The sequence below is a fragment of the Flavobacterium shii genome (genome assembly GCF_025847235.1).
Lineage (GTDB): Bacteria > Bacteroidota > Bacteroidia > Flavobacteriales > Flavobacteriaceae > Flavobacterium > Flavobacterium shii.
The window spans coordinates 1-24459 of sequence record NZ_JAOZEW010000018.1 but is presented as its reverse complement, the minus strand read 5'-3'; the positions used below and the strand labels follow the sequence as shown (position 1 = coordinate 24459).

General features: G+C 32.8%; 22 protein-coding genes. 17 read left to right on the top strand and 5 right to left on the bottom strand.

Translation table 11 applies throughout. From position 1 onward, the window contains the following. Position 1 precedes the first annotated feature (1 nt). From OIU83_RS16405 to OIU83_RS16385, 5 genes are all read left to right on the top strand, one after another. Positions 2 to 328: a nucleotide pyrophosphohydrolase gene (locus OIU83_RS16405; protein WP_264207345.1), complete on the top strand. Its 327-nt coding sequence runs from the start codon at positions 2 to 4 to the stop codon at positions 326 to 328. Between the two features lie 80 nt (positions 329 to 408). Next, positions 409 to 1638: a 3-phosphoshikimate 1-carboxyvinyltransferase gene (locus OIU83_RS16400; RefSeq protein WP_264207344.1), complete on the top strand. Its 1230-nt coding sequence runs from the start codon at positions 409 to 411 to the stop codon at positions 1636 to 1638. A gap of 129 nt (positions 1639 to 1767) precedes the next feature. Then, on the top strand, positions 1768 to 2817 hold the full coding sequence (queA, locus tag OIU83_RS16395; RefSeq protein ID WP_264207343.1) for a tRNA preQ1(34) S-adenosylmethionine ribosyltransferase-isomerase QueA: 1050 nt from the start codon (positions 1768 to 1770) through the stop codon (positions 2815 to 2817). A 139-nt stretch (positions 2818 to 2956) separates the two neighbouring features. Beyond that, on the top strand, positions 2957 to 4231 hold the full coding sequence (kynU, locus tag OIU83_RS16390; protein WP_264207342.1) for a kynureninase: 1275 nt from the start codon (positions 2957 to 2959) through the stop codon (positions 4229 to 4231). Positions 4232 to 4397: 166 nt separating this feature from the next. Next, positions 4398 to 4841, top strand: coding sequence for a YMGG-like glycine zipper-containing protein (locus OIU83_RS16385; protein ID WP_264207341.1), 444 nt, complete (start codon positions 4398 to 4400; stop codon positions 4839 to 4841). Positions 4842 to 4929: 88 nt separating this feature from the next. Here the strand turns inward: OIU83_RS16385 and OIU83_RS16380 are convergent, their stop codons facing one another. Together OIU83_RS16380 and OIU83_RS16375 are read right to left on the bottom strand one after the other, a co-directional pair. Continuing rightward, a complete protein-coding gene (locus tag OIU83_RS16380) occupies positions 4930 to 6729 on the bottom strand; it encodes a hypothetical protein (RefSeq protein ID WP_264207340.1) in 1800 nt (599 codons plus the stop codon). 105 nt (positions 6730 to 6834) lie between these two features. Continuing rightward, positions 6835 to 8397, bottom strand: a complete 1563-nt coding sequence (locus OIU83_RS16375) for a hypothetical protein (RefSeq protein ID WP_264207339.1) — start codon at positions 8395 to 8397, stop codon at positions 6835 to 6837. Between the two features lie 123 nt (positions 8398 to 8520). Between OIU83_RS16375 and OIU83_RS16370 the strand changes: the two genes are divergently transcribed. Next, positions 8521 to 10905: a penicillin acylase family protein gene (locus OIU83_RS16370; protein WP_264207338.1), complete on the top strand. Its 2385-nt coding sequence runs from the start codon at positions 8521 to 8523 to the stop codon at positions 10903 to 10905. Between the two features lie 217 nt (positions 10906 to 11122). Further along, positions 11123 to 12466 (top strand): FAD-dependent oxidoreductase, encoded by a 1344-nt coding sequence (locus OIU83_RS16365; protein ID WP_264207337.1) that lies wholly within the window; start codon positions 11123 to 11125, stop codon positions 12464 to 12466. Positions 12467 to 12564: 98 nt separating this feature from the next. Here the strand turns inward: OIU83_RS16365 and OIU83_RS16360 are convergent, their stop codons facing one another. Next, positions 12565 to 14079 (bottom strand): DUF853 domain-containing protein, encoded by a 1515-nt coding sequence (locus tag OIU83_RS16360; RefSeq protein WP_264207336.1) that lies wholly within the window; start codon positions 14077 to 14079, stop codon positions 12565 to 12567. 380 nt (positions 14080 to 14459) lie between these two features. Here OIU83_RS16360 and OIU83_RS16355 point away from each other — a divergent pair, with 380 nt between their 5' ends. The 8 genes from OIU83_RS16355 (at position 14460) to OIU83_RS16320 (ending at position 20926) form a co-directional block, all read left to right on the top strand. Beyond that, positions 14460 to 15281, top strand: a complete 822-nt coding sequence (locus OIU83_RS16355; RefSeq protein WP_264207335.1) for a MotA/TolQ/ExbB proton channel family protein — start codon at positions 14460 to 14462, stop codon at positions 15279 to 15281. Between the two features lie 47 nt (positions 15282 to 15328). Continuing rightward, a complete protein-coding gene (locus tag OIU83_RS16350; protein ID WP_264207334.1) occupies positions 15329 to 15940 on the top strand; it encodes an ExbD/TolR family protein in 612 nt (203 codons plus the stop codon). 19 nt (positions 15941 to 15959) lie between these two features. After that, positions 15960 to 16517: an ExbD/TolR family protein gene (locus OIU83_RS16345; RefSeq protein WP_264207333.1), complete on the top strand. Its 558-nt coding sequence runs from the start codon at positions 15960 to 15962 to the stop codon at positions 16515 to 16517. A 40-nt stretch (positions 16518 to 16557) separates the two neighbouring features. After that, positions 16558 to 17352 carry an energy transducer TonB gene (locus OIU83_RS16340; RefSeq protein ID WP_264207332.1) on the top strand — a complete coding sequence of 265 codons (795 nt, stop codon included), beginning with the start codon at positions 16558 to 16560 and terminating at the stop codon, positions 17350 to 17352. Then, positions 17352 to 17582 (top strand): hypothetical protein, encoded by a 231-nt coding sequence (locus OIU83_RS16335; protein WP_264207331.1) that lies wholly within the window; start codon positions 17352 to 17354, stop codon positions 17580 to 17582. The genes OIU83_RS16340 and OIU83_RS16335 overlap by 1 nt, the downstream gene beginning before the upstream one ends. Before the next feature lie 2 nt (positions 17583 to 17584). Continuing rightward, on the top strand, positions 17585 to 18505 hold the full coding sequence (locus tag OIU83_RS16330; protein WP_264207330.1) for a PstS family phosphate ABC transporter substrate-binding protein: 921 nt from the start codon (positions 17585 to 17587) through the stop codon (positions 18503 to 18505). A gap of 16 nt (positions 18506 to 18521) precedes the next feature. Continuing rightward, positions 18522 to 20189 carry a tetratricopeptide repeat protein gene (locus OIU83_RS16325; protein WP_264207329.1) on the top strand — a complete coding sequence of 556 codons (1668 nt, stop codon included), beginning with the start codon at positions 18522 to 18524 and terminating at the stop codon, positions 20187 to 20189. A 104-nt stretch (positions 20190 to 20293) separates the two neighbouring features. Continuing rightward, positions 20294 to 20926: a 7-carboxy-7-deazaguanine synthase QueE gene (locus OIU83_RS16320; RefSeq protein WP_264207328.1), complete on the top strand. Its 633-nt coding sequence runs from the start codon at positions 20294 to 20296 to the stop codon at positions 20924 to 20926. A gap of 158 nt (positions 20927 to 21084) precedes the next feature. Here the strand turns inward: OIU83_RS16320 and OIU83_RS16315 are convergent, their stop codons facing one another. Together OIU83_RS16315 and OIU83_RS16310 are read right to left on the bottom strand one after the other, a co-directional pair. After that, entirely contained in the window at positions 21085 to 21627 is a 543-nt protein-coding gene (locus OIU83_RS16315) for a YfiT family bacillithiol transferase (RefSeq protein ID WP_264207327.1), read from the bottom strand. A gap of 16 nt (positions 21628 to 21643) precedes the next feature. Then, entirely contained in the window at positions 21644 to 22351 is a 708-nt protein-coding gene (locus tag OIU83_RS16310) for a class I SAM-dependent methyltransferase (RefSeq protein WP_264207326.1), read from the bottom strand. 74 nt (positions 22352 to 22425) lie between these two features. On the opposite strand from OIU83_RS16310, the gene OIU83_RS16305 reads away from it, so the two are divergent. Together OIU83_RS16305 and OIU83_RS16300 are read left to right on the top strand one after the other, a co-directional pair. Continuing rightward, the gene (locus OIU83_RS16305; protein WP_264207325.1) at positions 22426 to 22920 is read left to right on the top strand and encodes a YkgJ family cysteine cluster protein; all 495 of its coding nucleotides are present in this window, start codon (positions 22426 to 22428) and stop codon (positions 22918 to 22920) included. 103 nt (positions 22921 to 23023) lie between these two features. Then, positions 23024 to 24259, top strand: a complete 1236-nt coding sequence (locus OIU83_RS16300) for an ABC transporter permease (RefSeq protein ID WP_264207324.1) — start codon at positions 23024 to 23026, stop codon at positions 24257 to 24259. The last annotated feature ends 200 nt before the right edge of the window (positions 24260 to 24459 follow it).

Below are 24459 nucleotides of genomic sequence, written 5' to 3'. Positions count from 1 at the left end.
AATGGATTTAAAAAACGCACAATTAGACGTAGATACCTGGATAAAAGAACATGGAGTTCGTTATTTTAACGAGTTAACCAATATGGCTCAACTTACAGAGGAAGTAGGGGAAGTAGCTCGGATTATTGCCCGTCGTTATGGCGAGCAATCAGAAAAGGAAAGTGATAAAAATAAAGATCTTGGGGAAGAATTAGCCGATGTTGTTTTTGTGGTTTTATGTTTGGCAAATCAAACAGGAATTAATCTTCAGGCTGCATTTGATAAAAAAATGGATTTGAAATCGATTAGAGACAAAGATCGCCATAAAAACAACGATAAACTAAAATAATGTGATAAGTTAGGATAACGCTTTGGAGTATCCTTTTTTTAAAATAAATTTGCCAAAACGCATAAAACAATTACCCTATAATGAATTTACTATTAAAAACCTCTCAAGCTAATTTACAAGGACAAATTGCAGTAACTGGCTCAAAAAGTGAAACCAACCGATTGTTATTATTGCAAGCATTGTTTCCAAATATTACTTTGGCAAACACATCAAATTCTGACGATAGTGAAGTAATGCAAAAAGCATTAGTTGGGAATGAAGAAATAGTAGATATTCATCATGCAGGAACGGCAATGCGTTTTTTAACGGCTTATTTTGCGGTTAGTGAAGGAAGGGAAGTTGTAATGACGGGTTCAAGTAGAATGCAAGAGCGCCCAATTAAAATTTTAGTAGAAGCTTTGGCTCAGTTGGGAGTAGAGATTTCATACTTAAAAAATGAAGGATATCCTCCAATTTGCATTAAAGGAAAAAAAATAACGGCTTCAAAAGTTACATTGGCTGCCGATGTAAGTAGCCAATATATATCGGCGTTGCTATTGGTGGCGTCTAAATTAAAAAATGGTTTAGAGCTGACATTAGAAGGAGAAATTACTTCTATTCCATATATCAAAATGACTTTGGCTTTGCTTAATGATTTGGATATTCAAACTAGTTTTGAAGGAAATGTAATCAAAGTATATCCAAAAGAAGGCGTAGTAACAAAAGAAATGGTTGTAGAGTCTGATTGGAGTTCAGCGTCTTATTTTTTTAGTTTAGTGGCACTTGCCGATACAGCATCAATAACACTTAGTAGTTATAAAGAAAATAGCTTACAAGGGGATTCTGAATTGGTTTCACTTTATGAAAAACTAGGAGTAAAAACTACTTTTCAGGATAATAAAATGACTTTGGTAAAACAAGAGAATTTTAAATTCGGAACCATCGATTTTGAACTTAACAATACTCCAGACATTGCGCAAACAATTGTTGTTACTTGTCTTGGATTGGGAATTGGTTGCCATTTAACAGGTTTACATACTTTAAAAATTAAAGAAACTGACAGGCTGGAAGCATTGCGAATTGAGCTAACTAAATTAGGAGCTGATATCTCGGTGACTAATGATAGTTTAACACTTGTTGCTACGAATAAAATTAATTCAAACGTGAAAATTGCTACTTATAATGATCACCGTATGGCAATGGCATTTGCTCCATTGGCATTAAAAGTGGCTATAATTATTGAAGAAGCTGGAGTGGTTTCTAAATCTTACCCTGATTTTTGGAAAGATTTAACAAATTTAGGTTTTGAGATAACAGAAATAATTGAATAATAATCAATGTTTACAGCGATAATCAATGATAAATTTTGGACTTTGCAATTTTGTAACTAAATAAAAGCCAAAACACTTGACAACGCCTATCTCACAATCGTATATTTGCACTCTAAATAAATAGACTACATGAAATTATCTCATTTTCAATTTAATTTACCAAAAGAACTTTTAGCTGAATTTCCAGCTGAAAATAGAGATGAGTCTCGTTTGATGGTAATTGATCGTAAAAAACAAACTATAGAGCACAAAATGTTCAAAGATGTAATTAATTACTTTGATGATGGTGATGTTCTTATTTTAAATAATACTAAAGTTTTTCCAGCTCGTTTGTACGGAAACAAAGAAAAAACGGGAGCAAGAATCGAAGTTTTCTTATTGAGAGAACTAAATTCAGAGCAACGTCTTTGGGATGTTTTGGTAGATCCAGCTCGTAAAATCCGTATCGGAAATAAATTATATTTTGGTGATGACGATTCTTTAGTTGCAGAGGTTATTGATAATACAACTTCTCGTGGTAGAACATTGCGTTTCCTTTACGATGGTTCTTATGAAGAATTCAGAAATAAATTAACAGAACTTGGAGAAACTCCAATTCCTAAATATATCAGCAGAGAAGTAACTCCTGAAGATGCTGAAAGATATCAAACAATTTATGCTAAAGAAGAAGGAGCTGTTGCAGCACCAACTGCTGGATTGCATTTCTCTAAACACCTTTTGAAAAAATTAGAGATTAAAGGAATAAACTTTGCAGAAGTAACACTTCACGTAGGTTTAGGAACTTTTAATCCTGTTGAAGTTGAAGATTTATCAAAACATAAAATGGATTCTGAGGAGTTAATTATTACTCAGGAAGCTTGTGATATTGTTAATAATGCAAAGGTAAAGAAGAAACGTATCTGTGCTGTAGGAACAACTTCAATGCGTGCTATTGAAAGTTCTGTTTCATCACAAAATACATTAAATCCTTTTGAAGGTTGGACAAATAAATTTATTTTCCCTCCTCATGATTTTAGTATTGCAAACTGTATGATTACAAATTTCCATACACCTAAATCAACATTATTAATGATGATTTCTGCGTTTTGTGGACATGATTTAATGAAAAGAGCATATGAAGAAGCTATAAAAGAAGAATATAAATTCTACTCTTATGGTGATGCAATGCTTATCATCTAAAAAATATAGAATAAGGTTAATTCATAAATCTCGCTAGTAATAGCGAGATTTTTTTTGCTCAACCTTTAACACAGACTTATATTTTTCTTCTTTTGTCTTAGTTGTTTTTTTTCTACTTTTACCAAACAAAATTCAAACAATGACTTTCGAAAACAACCGTGAATTTGCACAAAAACTTGATTCACAAGATATATTGCATAAATACCAAGATGAATTTATTTTTCCTAAAGTGAATGATAAAAAGGTTATTTATTTTACAGGAAACTCTTTGGGGTTACAACCTAAACGTACCAAAGCTTATGTTGATGAAGTAATGGCAGACTGGGGAAATCTTGCTGTAGAAGGTCATTTCTATGCCGAAAAACCTTGGTGGGATTATCAGGAACGTTTTGCAAAACCACTTAGTAGGATAGTTGGGGCTTTACCGAGTGAAGTTACTGTGATGAATACATTAACAGTTAATCTTCATTTGTTAATGGTATCTTTTTATAAGCCAACGGCAACCAGATATAAGATTATTTGCGAAGAAAAAGCATTTCCTTCCGACCAATATATGTTTCAAAGTCAAGTACATTTTCATGGATATAAACCAGAAGATGCGATTGTAGAAATTAAACGTCGTGACGGCGAACATAATATTCGACTGGAAGATGTTTTGGCAAAAATAGAAGAAGTTGGAGATCAACTGGCTTTAGTATTAATTGGTGGAGTGAATTATTATACAGGTCAAGTTTTTGATATGAAAACGATAACTGCAGCTGGACAAAATGCAGGAGCCAAAGTAGGTTGGGATCTGGCGCATGCCGCAGGAAATATAAAATTAGAATTACACGATTGGAATGTAGATTTTGCTGCTTGGTGTAGTTATAAATACATGAATTCAGGACCTGGAAATGCTTCAGGTTGTTTTGTACATGAAAAACATCACAATAACCCCGATTTACCTCGTTTTGCAGGTTGGTGGGGACATAATAAAGAACGCCGTTTTAAAATGGAACCTACTTTTGACCCGGTTCATGGTGCAGATGGTTGGCAGATAAGTAATTTGCCAGTACTTTCTTTAGCACCATATTTAGCTTCGGTTGAGATGTTTGATGAAGTAGGAATGGATGTTTTAATTGAGAAAAGGGATAAAATAACGGCTTACCTTGAATTCATTTTACATGAAATTGATAAAGAAGTAAAGGGGAATTTTGAGGTTATTACTCCAGCAGATCCTAAGGAAAGAGCTTCGCAGCTATCTGTGTTTTTGCATGGAGAAGGACGTAGTTTATTTGATTATTTAATGAAAAATGGAGTAATTACCGATTGGCGTGAACCTAACGTTATTCGTCTAGCTCCAGTTCCTTTGTACTGTTCTTTTGAGGATATGTACGAGTTTGGACAAATTTTAAAAAGAGGTATTTTAGGATAATATCCTTCTCAATAAGTTTAATCACAATATTTTAAAGTTGGCTAATGCAAATTAGTCAACTTTTTTGTTTCGTTTAATTCTGTAACTATCAGGTTTAATTGTGTAAATGTTCTTAAAATGTTTTGACTTTACTTTGCGGAGTTATAAATTCTAAAAAAGTACAATCATGAAAACTTTATATTTAATATTATTTTCTTTTGCGATTATTTCCTGTCAAAATCAAGGGAAAATAGATATTCAAAAAGCTAAACAAGCCAGTATCGATTCCATGAAAGTTGAGATTAATAAGCAAAAAGTTATTGATTCCATGAAAACTGAAATGGCTCAAATGAAAGAAGTGCAAATGAAAGAAGCTCAAATGGACCAACAAAAAGTTGTTGTTGTAAATCAGCAAGCATCAGCAGTTAAGTCTACTGCAGTCGCTACGCCCAAAAAGAAAGGATGGAGTTCTACTGCCAAAGGAGCTGTGATAGGTGCCGGAGTTGGAGCAGTTACAGGAGCAATTGTAAGTAAGAAAAAAGGACAAGGCGCAATAATTGGTGGATTAGCCGGAGCAGGTTTAGGTGCGGGAACTGGAGCAATTATAGATGGAAGAAAGAAAAAAGAATAAATAAATGTTTTAAGTTAGTTTAAATGAAGAAACACCTCAAATTAATTTTTGAGGTGTTTTTTTGTAATAAGAAATTATATTAATTCTCTTATGCTGGAATAGCAATTGCAATCAACTTAGTTTTATAATCATTAAATTGATTTTGAATTTCTGTTTTCCTATTTTTAAAATAGGAAGAAGAAGCAAGCAGATTCTCATAATATTCAATTCCGCTTAAAAGATTGTCTTTAAAAATTTGTAGTTTTTTAGTTTGTGCAGTTGTTATTTCTGCCGAAATATTTTCAATTTCTTTCTTAAAATAATCAAGATACATTTTTAATTCTTTTACAAATAAATTTGGGCGATTTTCAACGCGTATAACCGACTTGTTTCCGTAAATGTGTTGAACCATATCAGATAATGATACTTCTTGATCAAAATAGGCCATATTTGGACCAGGACATATAACAACACCTTGAGCTTGTCCTTTTATCTTAATATCATTCTCTAAATAGGAAGCATTTGCTAAGCCAACACATAAACATGATTTCTCGGTAATGGCAGCTTTAGATTTTTCAAAAGATGCTAAGGAAATAGTGTTTTTCATATTTTCTAATTCGGCTAACTTTAAATCTTGGTATTTTTTTGATGCAGAGCAAGTACCTTTTGGATCATATTCCTTACTTAATGCCAGGAATTTTTTTGGGCATGAACTTCCTGCGTTATTATCGTGAATACGTTTTTGTTTGAGAATTTCGTTAGAAGTACCTCTTAATGTATTAAACGGTACACCTAAAGGAGAAATATGACTTAAATATAAATCCTCTTCTTGCGCCTTCATTAATAAGTTTCGGGTAGATTGGTCTACAGATGTTGCTTCTGGAACTAATAAAAAGGGAGTTCCCCAGCCTACAGAATCTACGCTGTAATTTTCTAATAAAAATTCATGTTCTTCGGCAGTTCCTACTCCTCCTTGTACTGTAATCTTAAGAGGTAATGGTTTTTCGGGAACTAGAAATTGCTTTTGCTGTAAAGATTTTATCATTAACTCATGAGCCGATTGAATTAATTGATCTTTTTTCTGTTTAAATTCTTCCAAAATAGGACCTAATAATAATCCCTCAGTAGCAAATGCGTGCCCACCACAATTTAATCCGGATTCAATACGATACTCAGAAACCCAGAGTCCTTTTTTTGCCAAAAAGTTTCCTTGAATCATAGCCGATCGAAAATCGCTTACTTTTAATATGATTTTCTTTTTAAGCTCATTTTTGCTATTTGGAAAAAAGTCTGCAAAATTCTCAAAGTAGCTATATAATCTAGGATTCATACCTGCAGAAAGTACCAAAGAAGACTCAAGAGTACTATTGGCAAAACCACGAAGGGCAGCATGAGCATCATTAAATTCGATAGGCAATTGTTCGTCTTTGATAAAGTTATCTTTGTCTAGTTTCGTCATGATGTTTACATCAATAGCACCAGGAGAAAGATGAGATTCTATATGGTTTAAAATATTTTCTTTAAAAGAAATTCCATCTTCCATTAAATTTAAAAAGCCTTTTTTTAACTCGGAACTATTAGGTAGCATCGAAATGTAGTTTTCCAGTGCTAATTTACTCTCCGATAATTCAGTTTTAAAGCTTTCAAATTTTTGTTTTACGATTTTATCTACAAGATTTAAGTACGTCGTAATACGTTTGGCCCTGTAATCATGAATCTTTTGTGTTATTTCCTGATAAGAAGAATTGAATTTTTCAGAATAAAAAGCAGTCATCTTTTCAATTAATTCATCATCTGCAATTGAGATTACCGATGAAATTCCATATTTTGCTACTCTAATTGGACTATCAATAGTATAAGCGAGTCCCATTACGGGGATATGAAAAGAATGTATGGGGTTTTTTGTCATTTGTTATTATTGTAATAATTAAATAATTGGCAAATGTTGTAAAATCATTTTGTAAAAAAGCTGATATATGTCATGTTTCTAGATGTTTATGTTTTTTGAAAATAATTAAATTAAAATCTTCTTTAAGGATTCGGCTATACTTCGCCACAAAAAGTTATAAAAAGACTTTTCCGGAATACGTTCCAATTCTATTTCAGCCCTTTTTGCTTCATTATCAGAGTCTCTTTTAAGAATTAAATTGGCTAAAGAACTCTTTAATTTTGCTTCTTTTTCAGGGTTTTTCTTTTTGTATAAAGTAACTTTAAGATCCTTATATTTCAAGCTTGCATTCCCCTTGGCAGTTTTATCATTTCCTGTAATATCAAAATGATAATCATCAAAAGTACCTTCGAATGAAGTATTGATGTAGGGTTTCGTAAAAGCATACATTGCCTGAACATCAAAGTTTGAAATGTTCCCTTTAATATGAAAATTATCGTTTTTATCTAATACATTTAATGTCCAATGTATTTTTAAAGCAGAGTTTTTCATAAATAAACATTGGATATTGATATCCAAATCGGCTGCTTTTTTTAAGCCAAAACCACTTTGTAGATTAGTAGCATTTAGATTAAAATGATCAAATGCTAGTTTAGCAGAGCCTTTCTGGAAATTGATTTCTTCTTCATATACTAATTTTGAATTTCGGATAGAAAGAGTGTCGATTTTTAACGGGAATGGAATTTTTCGTAGTAAAGCATTGTATAGCGGCTTTTTGCTTAAATCATCTTCAGGTATTTTATTACGATAGATATTTGCGTCGACATGATCTAGAGCAAGAGAATTTGCATTAAAGAAAAATAAGTCGTTTTTAAATCCCCAATTCATAGTGTTAAATTCTAAAGACTTTATTTTTATAGTAAATAAATCTTTTTCCTTTGTTATTTTTTGTACAAATTGATGGCGCGTGTATAAAGGGATATAACTGAAATCTTTTATTTTTAGAGAATGATTATTGGTAGCTATCTTTGAAGCAGTCAGTGTATAAAACTTATTAGGTTTGTAATATAAGCTATCACAATTCAGTGCATATTTTTGATATGAAAAAGGTATTTTTTGTTTAAGAATTTCGTCATTGATAACAATTCCTTCAACTACAACCGCAATATTCCGAGTGTATAAAATGGGCTTATTTGTTTGGGTAGACATGATGTCCAAGCTGGCTTTGTTGAGGTAGATATTGGAGACAACAATGATTTTTTGAAAAGGCTCGATTACCTGTGTGCGAATGCTGTTGCTGTTATCTATTGCTTTCTCATCTTTTTTGTATAAGATTACACGAGCTTGATCTATAGTTATACTTTTGGCATGTAAAACATCATTAAATACAAGATTCCAGATATTAAAATCATTAATGGCAACAGTTCCAATTTTAGAATAAATCCCAATTTTAGCAGCACTATCTTTAGGAGTGTCTTTTGGATTTACAACTATATTGGAAGCATAAATAGCTGCCGACCAAAGATCAATTTTTAGGTTCTCATAAGTGATTTGATAAGGAGTTGTATTGTTGTCCTGAATAATTTTAGGAAGTTGTTTTTTTATCCAAAAGTTTAGCCCTGTATTTATTAAAAACAAGAAGACTAACAATGAAAATATTCCTATAATTATTTTTTTATTTAATGACATTTAGTGCATATTTTATTTTAAATATATAAATTTAAAGGTTTAAAAGAAATAACTTTTGGATACAATTATGATTTTGAAAAAAAAATGAATTCATTATAATATTTATTTATACAATTTAGAAACATGAAAAAAATCAAAAAAATACTGCTTGTTTTATTCTTAATACTAGTTATTTTAGGAATTGGTTTATGCACTTATATTTTTCATTTAAAACCTAAATATGAAGGAGAATTAAAGTTGAAAAATATTCAAAAAGAAACTACAGTGTATTTTGATGATTTTGGAGTGCCGCATATTTATGCAAATTCCCAAAAAGAAGCGATGACAGTTTTGGGTTACGTGCATGCGCAGGATCGTTTATGGCAAATGGAATTAATGCGTCGTATTGCGTCAGGACGATTATCAGAAATTTTTGGTTCGGTAATGTTAAGGAACGATAAGTTTTTCTCTGGTCTAGGAATAGAAGAAGCTTCTGATAAAGCAATTGCACAATTAGATAAAAATAGTCAGAGTTATCAATTAACGATGGCTTATCTGGATGGTATCAATCAATATATGGAAGATGGTGTTACGCCAATTGAATTCCAGTTGGTAGGTGTAAAAAAAGAAAAATTTACGATAAAAGACGTTTACAATATTTTTGGCTATATGTCTTTCAGTTTTGCAATAGCACAAAAAACGGATCCTTTATTGACAGACATTCGTAATAAATACGGAAATGAATATTTAAAAGATTTGGGTTTAAATGGAGAATTTAATACTACACAAATAAAAAATGTAAAGGAAAAACCAGAGGAATTTGCAGCAATTTCCAAATCGGTAGCTTCACTTTTAGAGAAATCTCCAATCGCCCCATTTGTAGGTAGTAATAGTTGGGTAATATCTCCTAAAAAAACAAAAAGCGGGAAAGTTATTTTTGCAAATGATCCACATATTGGATTCTCGCAACCGGGAACTTGGTATGAGGCACACATAGTAACTCCGGATTTTGAATTGTACGGTTGTTACTTGGCAGGAACTCCATATCCTTTATTAGGTCATAATCGTGATTATGCATACGGTTTAACAATGTTTGAAAATGATGATATAGATTTTTATCAAGAAGAAAATAAATCAGGAGATTCCAATGAATATAAAACACCAAATGGTTTTGAAAAATACGAAACGAGAAAGAAAGTCATAAAGATTAAAGACTCATCGGATGTTGTTGTAAATGTAAAGATAAGTCGTCACGGGCCACTTATGAATGGATTAATCGAAGAATTGAAGACCGATAAACCTATTGCGATGTCTTGGGTTTATACACAACAACCTATAAAGATTTTGGATGCGGTTTATGGACTTTCACACTCTAAGAATAAAAATGATTTTAAAAATGCAGTTTCCCTTGTAGCAGCTCCGGGTTTAAATGTAATGTATGGTGATGCGAAAGGAAATGTAGGATGGTGGGCAACTGGAAGTTTATATAAACACAATAAAGGCGTAAATCCTAATTTTATTCTTGATGGCGCAAGCGGAAAAGAGGATATTGCAGAGTATTTGGATTTCTCCAAAAACCCATCGGCAGAAAATCCAAAATGGGGCTATGTATATTCTGCTAATAACCAGCCGGAAGCTATTGATGGTTTTTTATATCCGGGATATTATTTACCGGAAGACCGTGCCAAAAGAATTACACAATTGCTTGACGAAAAATCAGATTGGGATAAAGAAGCAGTTAGTAAAATGATTTTTGATAATACATCATCAGTTTCTCCAACAGTAGTTCGGAATTTAGTTTCAAGTATCAGGAACGAGCCGCTTTCTGCAAATGAAAAACAAGCACTTTCTGTTCTTAAAGACTGGAAAGGAACTAATAATTTGGAAGATGTTGCGCCAACAATTTACAATAAATGGGTATATTCATATTTAAAAAATACATTCGAAGATGAATTGGGAGAAGACGATTTTAAACAGTTTTTAGGAACGCATCTTGTAAAACAAATCATTGCAAAACAGATAGAGAATGATAATTCGGTTTGGTGGGATAATATTCTGACCCAAAATGTAAAAGAAACCAAAAGTCAGATTTTGGCAAAATCATTTCACGAAGCAGTTGCTGGACTTGAGAAGCAGTTAGGAAATAATATTCAGAATTGGAAATGGGAAAAAGTACATACTGTAGAGTATCATCATCCATTGGGGCAGGTAGCAGCTTTACGTCGCATCTTTAATGTAGGGCCTTTTGCGGTTACTGGTGCAGATGAGGTAATCAATAATCAGTTCTATGATTTTACAGATAAAGGGATTTACGATGTAAAAGGTGGGCCATCAACAAGAAGAATAATTGATTTTTCGGATATAGAAAATAGTTGGAGTATTTTGCCAACCGGGCAGTCAGGAAATCCATTTAGCAAACATTATTCAGATCAGGCAACATTATATAATGAAGGAAAGTTCCGAAAAATGAAATTAAACAAAGAGGAAATTATAAAAACTTCTACTAAATTGGTTTTTAAACCTAAATAGAAAACGGAAGGCTTTATGTTCTGATTTATTTTATTATGTAACTGATTGCGTGAAGGATTGGAGTGAAAATCCTTTTTTGAGGGACGAAAAAAAGATTGTAATGAAAAGCCTGACCCAACCTTTTTGGGAGGGGCACGCCCAAATATTTCTTTGGTTTATAGCCTATTCTATAGATTATATACTTATTTTTACGAGCGTATAATTACATTTTTTTTTGATGCAAACTCCACTTAAAATTGCTGTTGTAGGTTCTGGATTGGTTGGCTCGTTATTGGCAATTTATCTTAAAAAGGAAGGTCATGAAGTTCATGTTTATGACCGAAGTCCGGATATTCGTAAAATTAATTTTTCGGGACGATCGATAAATTTGGCTATGTCCAACCGAGGCTGGAAAGCACTGGATGGAGTTGGTGTTGGAGATGCAGTTCGTGAGATTGCCATTCCGATGGATAAACGGGCAATACATTTAGTCGATAAATTGAATTTCCAGGATTATGGACAAGAAGGCGAAAGTATTTATTCTATTTCCAGAGGAACCTTAAATAGGAAAATGATTGATTTGGCAGAAAATGCCGGAGCCGAATTTTTCTTTGAGCAAAAAATATGGGATGTTACCTTAAATGAAGCGACATTACATATTGGTGAAACAGAGAGAGGGGAATGGGAAGAGAAAAAATACGATATGGTTTTTGGTGCCGATGGTGCTTTCTCCAGAATTCGTCACAGGATGCAACGCCAAAGCATGTTTAATTATTCGCAAGAATTTTTGAATATGGGATATAAGGAATTAAATATTCCGGCAAATCCTGATGCTACACATAAACTAGATAAAAATTCATTTCATATATGGCCACGAGGAGAGTATATGCTTATTGCATTACCTAACTTAGATGGTAGTTTTACTTGTACTTTATTCATGCCTTTTGAAGGTGAAAATTCTTTTGATTCGCTAACAGATAGAAAACAGGTTGAAGCCTTTTTTGAAAAAAACTTTCCAGATTCTATAGAGGTTATACCAAAATTAGCCGAAGATTTCTTTAATAATCCTACGAGTACTTTGGTAACAATGAAATGTTTTCCTTGGACTTACAGTGATAAAATTGCTTTAATTGGAGATGCTTGTCATGCGATTGTACCTTTTTATGGGCAAGGGATGAATGCAGGTTTTGAAGATATAACGGTTTTGTATGAGATGATTCAGAAATATGGAAATGATTGGAAAACAGTTTTCTCTGAATATGAAATTTCACGTAAACCAAATGCCGATGCGATTGCGGAGCTCTCATACCGTAATTTTATGGAAATGAGTACCAAAACTGCCGATGAGAAATTTTTATTACAAAAGAAAATAGAAAAAGCTTTCTCGGATAAACATCCTGATAAATGGATTCCGCTTTATAGCCGAGTTACATTTAGTGATCGCCCTTATACCGAAGCATTGGCTATTGGGGATTTCCAAAATACGATTATGGAAGAAGTTTTAAGAATGAAAAATATTGAAACAATTTGGGATAGTCCTGTTGTTGAAAATAAAATCCTTGAATTATTGCAAAAAGCATAATTTTTTAAATCATATAAGTGATGTAAGTTCATTTAAGTATTATGCTGAATAGTCACGTTTGTATTTACTTACATCATTTATATGGTTTAGTCTTTGGTCTATTTCTTGAACATTTTTGACAAAACGCCAAAAACGCCTCTTATAAAGGTAGCACTTGTTACAACTTTTAAAACAGATTTTCCAACCACGCTGGCAGTACTTGGTTCGTTACTCGCTTTCTTTGAAGTTTTCTCTTCTTGTTGTGACGCTACTTCTTGCTCTGCATCACTTATTTTTTTAGTTAGTATTTCATAAGCGCTCTCACGATCGATGACCTCGCTATATTTTTTTACTAATTTCGACTTCTGATTAATCTCCTGAATTTCACTTTCGGTTAAAACGTCCATTCTGCTCATCGGTGCTCGCATCATAGTTGCCACTAGTGGTGTAGGAACTCCTTTTTCGTTAAGAACAGTAACCAAGGCTTCTCCGATACCCAGACTAGTGAGTAACTCGTCTGTTTTGTAATATTTAGATGTAGGGTAGTTGTCGGCTGTTTTTTTAATAGCTTGCCTGTCATTTGCTGTAAAAGCTCTCAATGCATGTTGGATTTTTAATCCTAATTGTGCCAAAACACCACTTGGGACATCCATTGGGTTTTGAGTTACAAAATAAACGCCAACACCTTTTGATCGAATAAGTTTTACTATAGTTTCAATTTGTTCCAATAATACTTTGCTGGCTTCGTTGAAAATTAAATGTGCTTCATCTATAAAAATTACTAATTCCGGTTGATCAACGTCTCCTCTTTCTGGCATTTGTTGATATATCTCTGCTAGTAAACTCAACATGAAAGTTGAGAATAATTTAGGTTTGTCCTGAATATCTGTTAAACGGATGATGTTTACATATCCTTTTCCGTTTTCATCAATGCGCATTAAGTCATCAATTTCAAAAGATAATTCTCCAAAAAAGATATCTGCACCTTGTTGTTCAAGCTCAATTATTTTTCTAAGAATTGTTCCTGTGGTAGCAGTTGATATCTTACCGTAACTCACGGCAATTTCATCTTTTCCTTCTTCGGTAATGTAATTGATAACCTTTTTTATGTCCTTTAAATCTAATAAAGGCATTTTATTGTCATCACAGTATTTAAAAATTACAGAAATAACGCCCGATTGAGTATCATTTAAACCTAATATTCTAGAGAATAAAACGGGTCCAAATTCCGAAACAGTAGCTCGTAATCGAACTCCGCTTTGTTCAGAAAGAGTCATTAATTCGACAGGGAATTGTGATATGTTATAAGGTATATCTATTTTAGCATGGCGTTCAGTGATGAAAGCTTTTTCTTCACCTTCTTTTGCAATACCGCTAAAATCCCCTTTTATATCCATCATTAAAATAGGGATTCCTGCCAAAGAAAGTTGTTCGGATAATACTTGAATTGTCTTAGTTTTTCCAGTTCCCGTAGCTCCGGCAATTAATCCGTGACGATTTAGTGTCTTTAGAGGTATTTTTACATGTGTAGTTAAAGGTTCTCCATCGAGAATTGCGCCACCAAGAATAATACTTTCTCCTTTGGTTTGATATCCTTCGTTTATACTTTGAGTAAATTCGTCTTTTCGGCTCATATTTTGTGTAACATTAATTCAAGTGCAAGGTATATATTTTTTCTTAAATCGTTTAATTTAGAGATGTTAGCGTGAAAAAAATCTAATTTTGTTAAAAATAATAATAAAAAATATTTTCTTAACACATTATGAAGATTTTGAGAGATTGCATTGCTTTTTACTAAATCGTTGTAAATTTTCTCATAAATAATTATTTTTTTACTTCGATTTTATTTAAAATACAATTAATTCAATTAGATATTTTTTATATTTAGGTTAAATTAATTGGAATTAAATTGAAAAAAGTTTTTTTATTTAAACTAAAAATATAAATTTGCTGCACTACAAGTTTATTATAACTAAAAAATAAAAATTATTTAAAACTATTAAAATTAAAAAAAATGGCAAACGTTAAAGTTAAAAAAGAAAGTACTTCAAATGGCGGAGGAATGGTGTCGGGGTTGATTATTGCAGCATGTATTTTTGTGGGATGGTGTATTTGGAATTTTCTTATGGGATCTCCATCAAATTTTGAAGGAGGTACAGTTGAAGGACACCCATTAAATATATTAGGTATGGTTTACCATGGAGGTATTATCGTTCCAGTTTTGTTAGGTATGTTGTTAATGGTTGTTGTATTTTCTATTGAAAGATTTACAGTTATTTCTAAAGCTGCTGGTAAAGCAAACTTAGATAAATTCATGAAAAGCGTTCAAGGAAGTATTAAAGAAGGTAACATTGATGCAGCTATCGTTTCTTGTGACAAACAACAAGGTTCAGTTGCAAATGCAATTAAATCGGCTTTAATTAAATATCAAGAAGTTAAGAAAGAAGGTTTCAATAGTGAAGAAGCTTCAGAAACTATTCACAAAGAAATCGAAGAGATAACTTCATTAGAAATGCCAATGTTAGAGAAAAACATGACAATTATTTCTTCATTAGTGTCTTTAGGTACACTTGGAGGATTGTTAGGAACAGTATCTGGTATGATTAAAGCATTTAGCGCGTTAGCTTCTACAGGTTCTCCTGACCAAGCTGCACTTGCAAATGGTATTTCTGAGGCACTTGTAAATACTGCTACAGGTATTAGTACTTCTATCTTTGCAATTATTGCTTACAACTTCTTTACATCTAAAATTGATGATTTGACTTACTCTATTGATGAAGCAGGTACTACAATCGTAAATACTTACAGACATTTCAGAGGAAGTTTAAAACAATAAATAATTTTTTAGCATGATTATTGTGCTAAATTTAAAATACAAAGATAATGGCAAAAATAAAAATGAAAAAAAAGTCAACGTCTACGGACATGACCGCGATGTGTGACGTTGCGTTTCTTTTGTTGACTTTCTTTATTTTGACTGCTACTGCAAAGGTGCCTGAGGCACTTCCTGTAGACATGCCTGCATCTACTGTACAAACTAAATTACCTGAAACGGATTTAGCTACTATTACAGTAGGAAAAGGAAAAGTATTTTTTGATTTAAAAGGAAGAGAAGTTCGTAAGAGAACTCTTGAATTGATGGGGCAAAAATATGGTGTCGCTTTTTCTGAACAGGATAAAAATGAATTTGGTCTAATGGAAGGATTTGGTGTTCCAATCACAAGTTTGAAACAAATTATTGACATGAAAGCGGCCGATAGAAGTAAAGCAGGTCAACCTGGAATTCCTAAGGATTCTTTAGATAATCAATTGAAAGAGTGGATTTACAATGCGCGTATTGCGAACATTGAAATTGATGATAAAGAATTACAATTCGCAATAAAAGGGGATGCTAAAGAAGAATATCCTGTAATTCATAAAGTTATGGATATTTTACAAGATCAAAAAATCAATACCTTTAGCTTAGTTACTGGTATGAGAGGAAAAGACTTTTAATTAAAAAATATACACTAAAATGGCTGAATTAAATACCGGCGACGGTGGAGGCGGAAAAGGTGGTAAAGTAAGAAGTAAAAAGCAAAACTCAAAAGTAGATTTAACTGCGATGGTGGATTTGGCTTTCTTATTGATCACATTCTTTATGCTTACCACAACGTTGTCAAAGCCTCAATCGATGAATTTGGGGTTGCCAGATAAAGAGAAAGATCCTAAGGAAAAGAATGATATAAAAGTTGATGAGAATCGTACCATGACTTTGTTATTGGGACCTGATAATAAATTAACTTATTATATGGGATTGTTTGAAACTCCTATCGCTGGACCTAAAGATATTGCTTATGGGAAAGACGGAATTCGTAAAGAATTGTTAAGCAGAAAAAAATCTGTTTTAGAATATTCTGCAGGAATAGGAAAACCAAAAAATGGTATTATTGTTATCATCAAACCAACTAAAAAATCGAGTTACCGTAATTTAGTTGATATCTTGGATGAGATGGCTATTACTGGAGTGGAAACCTATGCAATTGTTAATGAGTTTACGCCAGAGGAAACAAAATTGGTAGAAAAAAAATAAGAGCAATCTTGTCTTTTAAACACCCTAATAATCAATAAAGATGAAATTAGATATTATAAAAAACCAGTGGCTTGATATCGTATTCGAAGGGCGTAATAAGATATATGGTGCATATGAGCTAAGAAAATCTAATACAAAGACCACGGTAAGAGCACTTATCATTGGATCTATTATTTTTTCAATAGCTGTTGCAGCGCCAGTTATCGCAAGTCTTTTGCCAGATTCTAAAGCAGATGATGCAAATAAGGATATTAAGATTATCACTGCAAAGTTACCACCTAAAAAAGAGGAGGTAAAACCAAACCTTCCGCCTCCACCACCTCCACCTCCAAAAGTGGATCAAGTGAAGTTTGTGAAGCCGGTTGTTGCAAAAGCTGATGAAGTAACTGAAGAGCCACCAAAATTAGTGGAGCTTAAAGAGAAAAAAATTGGTGCTGAAACGATTAAAGGAGATCCAGATGCAGTTTTAACTGTTGAACCGGTAGGTACAGGAACTGCAGCAGTAGTTGAAGAAGACAATCAAGTATACAATACAGCAGGTATCGAAGTGAAACCTGAATTTCCAGGAGGAATTGAAAAATTCTACAAATTTGTGGGTAATAACTACAAAACTCCAGAAGAAGAAGGTTTGAAAGGTAAAGTATATGTTACTTTCGTAGTTGAAAAAGATGGTTCATTAACAGATATTAAAGTTTTGAGAGATATTGGTTACGGTACAGGAACCGAAGCTATCAGAGTTTTAAAGAAATGTCCAAAATGGAATCCTGGGGAACAAAATGGTAAGAAAGTTAGAGTATTATACTCTCTTCCTATTACTATTCAATCTGCAGAATAATGTTGAGACAACTGCTTGATAATATTAAGAAGAAATCGCTAAAAGAGCGATTTCTTCTTGTTTTAGGAATGTTCTTCTTCCTAATGTATTTTGTGATAGGTTTAGGATTTATTTTTTGGAAAACTTTACCAGTTGCGATGGAATATAAATATAGAGTTGCTTTTGGTCTATTATTAATCGTATATTCGTTTATACGATTTGTGAGGTTTTTTAATTCAAATGCAGATTAGATATGATAAAAAATAGCAAAATTTTGTTTTTGGTAGTATTCGGGTTCTTATTCATTACTTGTAATCAGAAAGATAAGAGTAAATCTGATAAAGAATCGATACTTAAAGGATCTATGGATATTACCGTAGATGAAACATTAGTTCCTATTGTGGAGGATCAGGTAGCAGTTTTTGAAGGCACTTATGATGCAAAAATTACTATAAAACCAAAATCAGAAGCTGAACTTATCAATGATTTATTAAATCAAAATGCAACTGTTGCTTTTACTGCACGAGATTTGACTAAAGAAGAGAGAGAAATTTTTAATAAAAAGAAAATTGCTCCTAGAGTAACACAAGTTGCTACAGATGCAATTGCATTTATTTCAAACAAGGACAATAATGATACTTTAATTGCGTTGAAAAGTGTAATTAATTTTATACAAGGTAAGCCTACAACAAATATTAAAGGGTTAGTCTTTGATAATCCAAATTCTAGTACAGTACGTTATTTAAAAACTTTGGCAGGAACTAAAGATATTCCTAAAGAAGGTGTTTTTTCATTTAAAACTAATGAAGAAGTAATTAAATTCGTGTCTGAAAATAAAGGTATGATAGGTGTCGTTGGTGTGAATTGGTTATCACAGCCTTCTCCTAAAATGAAAGACGATATAGTCAAAATAAATGTGTTGAGTGTAAAAGGCCTTACTGGCGATAAATTTATTGCTCCAACTCAGAATAACATAGCAGAAGGGACTTATCCTTTGGCACGTGATTTGTATATTATCAATTGTCAGGGATACTCTGGATTAGGTATTGGGTTTGCTTCTTTTGTTGGAGGTGATATTGGGCAAAGAATAATTCTAAAATCTGGATTGTTGCCAATACGAGTTCCTGGAAGAAAACTTAATGTTAGAAGTGAAATTATTAACGAAAAAGAATAAATTAATTACAAGAGAGATGAATAAATTTAAAATTTTTAGTGTTGCATTAATGGCTACTGCCGCGGGTGCTTATGCGCAAGACATAAACCAAGCTAAAAAAGCTATCGATGCTGAACAATTTGAAAAAGCAAAATCAGTTTTACAGTCAATTATTAAAGCTAAACCAACAGATGGTGAAGCGCCTTTTATATTAGGAAATATCTACTTAAATCAACAAGTTGCAGACTCTGCTAAAATATATTACCTTAATAGTGTTGGTGCTTCAAGCCATGCTAATCTTGGTTACATTGGTTTAGGTCAATTAGATTTAGATAATAAAAATACTACTGCTGCTCAGGCTAATTTTGCTTCAGCAACTAAGCCAATGAAAAGAAAAGATGTAGATGAGTTCATTTACATTGGTAGGGCATACATGAATTCTGTTAATCCAGATTACAAAAGTGCTATTGCAACTTTAAATCGTGCATTTGCAATTGATCCACAAAATGCTCAAGTACTTTTAGCACTTGGAGATGCATATTATGGAGATAACAATCAAAACGAAGCTTACAAATCATACCGTAATGCATTTCAAATAGATCCAACTTTGTTGAGAGCAAAAATGCAACTTGGTGTATTGTTAAAAGGTGCAAAATCATATGATGAAGCTATCAAAGCTTTTAATGAAGTTATTGCTTTAGATGCTAATTATGGTCCTGTTTACAGAGAACTTGCTGAGACATATTACAAATGGGGAAGAAATAAACCATCTAAGTCTGAGGAGAATATGCAAAAAGCAATCACAAACTACGAAAAATATTTAACCCTTACAGATTATTCTCTGCACTCAAGAATGCGTCATGCAGATTTCTTAATTCTTGTAAAAGATTATAAAGCTCTTGAAACAGAGGCTAATAAAATGATCGAATTAGATAAAGTAAACCCTAGAATATTTAGGTATTTAGGATATGCTGCTTATGAAAATGGTAATGTAGATGTTGCTATTAAATCTTTGGAAGATTATACTAAAAACCCAAATAATAAAGTTATTGCAAAAGATTATTTATATTTAGGTTTTGCAAAAATTAAAAAAGGTACTAATGCAGACGGAACTGTAATTGAACCAGCTGCATTCGAAGCAGGTTTGGCTGAGATTAGAAAAGCTGTTGCAATGGAGCCATTAGCAGTACAGGACTTAGGAGATCTTGGAAAAGTATTGTTTGGTAAAAAATTATACAAAGAAGCTGCTACACTTTTTGAATTTGGTACTAAAGTTCCAGAGTCTACAACTTACTTGGATGATAATATTTATTATGGTTTATCTATATACTATGATAATAATAAAGCTAATACTAAACCAGATCCAATTGCTTTGCAAAAAGCAGATGCTGCATTTACAAATGTAATTACTGCTTCTCCAACTTATCAAGAGGCATATCTTTATAAAGCAAGAACAAACAGATTGCTTGAAAATGATGAAGCGATGACTAAAAATTATGAAGAGTATATTGCAAAATCTACTGAAAAAGGAGCTGAAGAAGTTGCTAAGCCAGCTGTTAAAGCTAAGTTTATAGAAGCTTACAATAATATTGCTGCAAGTTATGCTAATACAGATAAAGCTAAAGCAATTGAGTATTTCAACAAAACATTAGCTCTTGATCCGACTAATGCTTATGCTACACAATCTTTGAATACTTTGAAATAATTTTAAGTTTTTTATATAATTTAAAAACCGATAGTTCTTTTGAACTATCGGTTTTTTTATTGTTCCATTTTTTATTGACTATCTTTGCACATTAAATTTTAGTAATGTTATCAAAAGAAATACAATTAGAAGTAAATAAAGGTGCGATGTTACCCTTAATGGAAGAGTTTTATACAATTCAGGGAGAAGGATTTCATACAGGGACGGCAGCTTATTTTATCCGTATTGGAGGATGTGATGTGGGATGTCATTGGTGTGATGTTAAGGAAAGTTGGAATGCAGAGTTGCATCCGCCTACGAGTGTTGACTTAATTGTAAGTAATGCAAGTAAATATGCTGATACAGTTGTTGTTACTGGTGGAGAACCGTTAACATGGGATATGACTGTATTGACTCAGGAATTGAAAAATAAAAATTTAAAAGTCCATATCGAAACCTCAGGAGCATATCCGCTTACAGGAACGTGGGACTGGATTTGCCTTTCGCCAAAAAAGAATAAATTACCAACTCAAACAGTTTATGATAATGCACATGAGTTAAAGGTGATTATCTATAACAAACATGATTTCATTTTTGCCGAAGAGCAAGCAGAACTAGTAAATGGAAATGCAATATTGTTCCTTCAGCCTGAATGGAGCAAAAAAGAAGAGATGACTCCGCTTATTGTAGAGTACGTGATGAATAATCCAAAATGGAGAGTATCACTTCAAACACATAAATATTTGAATATTCCTTAAGAATAAAATATTTAAAAAAAGTAAAGCCTCTTCATACGAAGAGGTTTTACTTTTTTTAATTTAATTGTGTTTCTAAAGTTGGTATGTATAAAAAATGCACATGCTGTGTAAAATGTGGACGTTTATAATTTAACCGATCTTATTGGTTAAAGAAAATGTTACCAATTTTTATATTTTTTCAAAGTTGTAATATGAGCCAAATGATGGTTACCATGCCAGGCATACATTCCGATTATTTGTTTTATTGAAATTACAGAGTCGTTTTCGGGATGTATAAAAGTTTTCTCAAGATCAGTTCGAGATAAGTTTTTCATGATATAGCCTAAACGAAAGTGTAATCCATCAAGTAAAGATAGAGTAGGTTGGATCGGCATGGTTAAATTATCCGATAATTTGGCCCAAAGATCTTCATGATAAGCTTTTATTATTGGCTTTTCTTCGGTAAGTGCCCATTTTATTCTAATAAAACAGTTCATGTGACTTTCGGCACAATGGTGGATAAGTTGCCTTACTGTCCAGCCTTCTGGTCTGTATGGTGTGTCTAGCTGTTCATCGGTGAAATTAATAACTTCTTTTCTTAGTCTTTCTGGGAAAGAAGAAATCTCCTCGATTTTACTGGCGATGTATTCTTGAGAATAATTTTCCGGAGCTATGAATTTTCCAATAGGATATTTTAGCTTCTCTAAATCTAATTTTTCCATTTTGTGTGTTTTTATTTTAAATAGAAAGTCTTGCCAAATAATCATAATGTTCACCTTCTAGGATAAGTTCACACTTAAATCCATTGGCAACTGCAGCATTTTGTAGCGTGTTATAATCTAGGTATAACCAGTTAAAAGGAATTTCTTTTTCCCCTTTATAAGAAATATTAAAAACTACTTCGCCGTAATACTCAGTATCCGATGGAATCCATTTGCCGCCATCTTCATCTTCGTCAAACATATAGATAATGTCGGAGCTATCCAGTAGGATTTGTCCTCCTGGATTTAAGAGGGATTTTAATTTTGATAAAAACCGATTACAATTCTCTAGCTTTCCAAAAATACCTACACCATTCATTAATGATATAATGGTATCAAATTTTTCTCCTTCAAGAGTTAATACATCTTGGGTTTTAACATTTTTCACGCCGCGAAGTTTACATGTCTCAACGGCATTTTGAGAAATATCTATAGCTGTAACATCTAGTTTTCGGTCGTTTTGTAAAGACAAGCTGTGGCTTCCTGCTCCACATCCTACATCCAGAATTTTTCCCTCAGCTAGTTGTAATGCTTTTTGTTCGAGTTTAGGCATTTCTGTATAAGCTCTAAATAAATAGGCGACGCTCATTTCATCAGCTTCAGAAATTGTGGTTTCGGTGATCAAATCTTCAGGTGAGTTATTAGTCTGAAAATCTAGCATTGCTTTCCCAAAAAGGTCTTTCATTGTATTTTAATTCAAAGTTTAAGGTTTCGAGTTTAAAGTTGTTTAATTTTGCATTTCAACTTTAAACCTTAAACTTGAAAGAAATTTTAAACAACTTAAATAAGTTAGCCAAAGATAAGCATATCGAAAACAAAAAGTATTTCGATAAGCTGAAAAAGAAACAACCTAAAAATTTAGATTACGTAATGCAGGAATTGCATGATGCCGAATTTAAAAAAACTGATTGTTTAAAATGCGCTAATTGTTGTAAAACAACAGGACCGTTATTTACAACGGCAGATATTGAACGTATCTCAAAGCATTTGCGACAAAAGCCGCAACAGTTCATCGAGCAATACCTTCGTATTGATGAAGACAAGGATTATGTTTTGCAAAATGTTCCGTGTACGTTTTTGGATAATGAGAATTATTGTATGATTTATGATGTGAGACCAAAGGCCTGTCGTGAATTTCCACATACTGATCGTAAAAAGTTTCAGCAAATTTCAGACCTGACACTTAAAAATGTTGCAATGTGCCCAGCTGCATTTAATATTGTCGAAGCAATGAAAAAACGTTTACCATTATAAGTAAGGAGATTTAGTTTTTAAAAATTTTGTAATTGTTTTCTCGAGCAATTCATGTTTGCTTATTAAAATGTATTTTTGAACTTATAACAAGACACCAATCAATTTGAATCTAGAATATTTCATAGCCAAAAGATTAATTACTGCAAAGGATCATAAAAGCAGTATTTCAGCACCAATTATAAAAATTGCAATCTCGGCAATTGCAATCGGAATAATAATGATGTTGGTTTCGGTGGCAACCGGAATTGGACTGCAACAAAAAATTCGCGAAAAAGTATCAGCTTTCAACGGTCAGGTGATTATTTCGAATTACGATAACAATCAATCAGAAGTAACACTAAGTCCAATTTCCAAAAAACAGGACTTTTATCCTAAGTTTGCCTCTGTTCCAGAGGTGAGACACATACAGGCAATTGCAAGTAAGGCTGGAATAATTCGTACCGAAACCGCTTTCGAAGGAATTATATTCAAAGGAGTTGGAGCTGATTATGATTGGAATAATATAAAGGAGTATTTAGTGGCTGGGAAACTACCGGATTTTTCCAAATCGATAAATCAAGAAGTTTTACTTTCTCGATTTCTTGCAGACAGGTTAAAACTTAAAGTAGGGGATGAGTTCAATACGTTTTTTATAAAAGAAGATCAGAATAAATTGCCAAACGTTCGTAGGTTTAAAATTGCGGGAATTTTCAACTCAGGATTTCAGGATTTTGATGCTACCTATATATTAGGAGACATTCGACACATCCAGCGTATTAATAAATGGACGCCGGATCAGGTTGGGGCTTTTGAAATTTTCCTGAAAGATTTTAATAATATCAAAACAACAGGAGATGAAATCTATCAGCAAACATCATCGACACTAGATACCAAGACAATCATCGAGAAGTATAGTTACATTTTTGATTGGTTAGAACTCTTTGATTTTAATATTGTGATTATTCTGGCCATTATGATTATCGTTGCTACGATAAATATGGTAGTTGCATTATTGGTTTTAATATTGGAGCGCACTCAAATGGTAGGTATTTTAAAAGCATTAGGTGCAAATAACTGGAGTGTTCGAAAAATATTCCTCTACAATGCCTTCTATTTGATATTGCGAGGTTTGTTCTGGGGGAATCTTATTGGAATCTCGCTTTTGTTGATTCAACAGCATTTCGGAATCATCCAGCTTAATCCCGAGAACTATTATGTTAATCAGGCGCCGGTTTATCTTAATTGGGGATATGTGTTATTGTTGAATCTGCTAACTATAACGGTTTGTTTTGTGGTGTTATTAATTCCTTCCTATATAATAACGAAGATTTCGCCAGTCAAAGCAATCCGTTTCGATTAATTTTTGGAGCTATTTCCTGCTATGCGCTTCAATCTTGTCCTTTTTAAAGGAAAAAGGACAAGGATTTCCACTACTATCAGGGCTAGGGGTGACAAAATCCAATAGACCTTCAGAATAAATGACAATATAACAAGCTTTGTGCCTTAGCGAGAAACCCAGCAAAACCTAGCAAAACCGAGGGTAAAACAGGGTAAACGCCC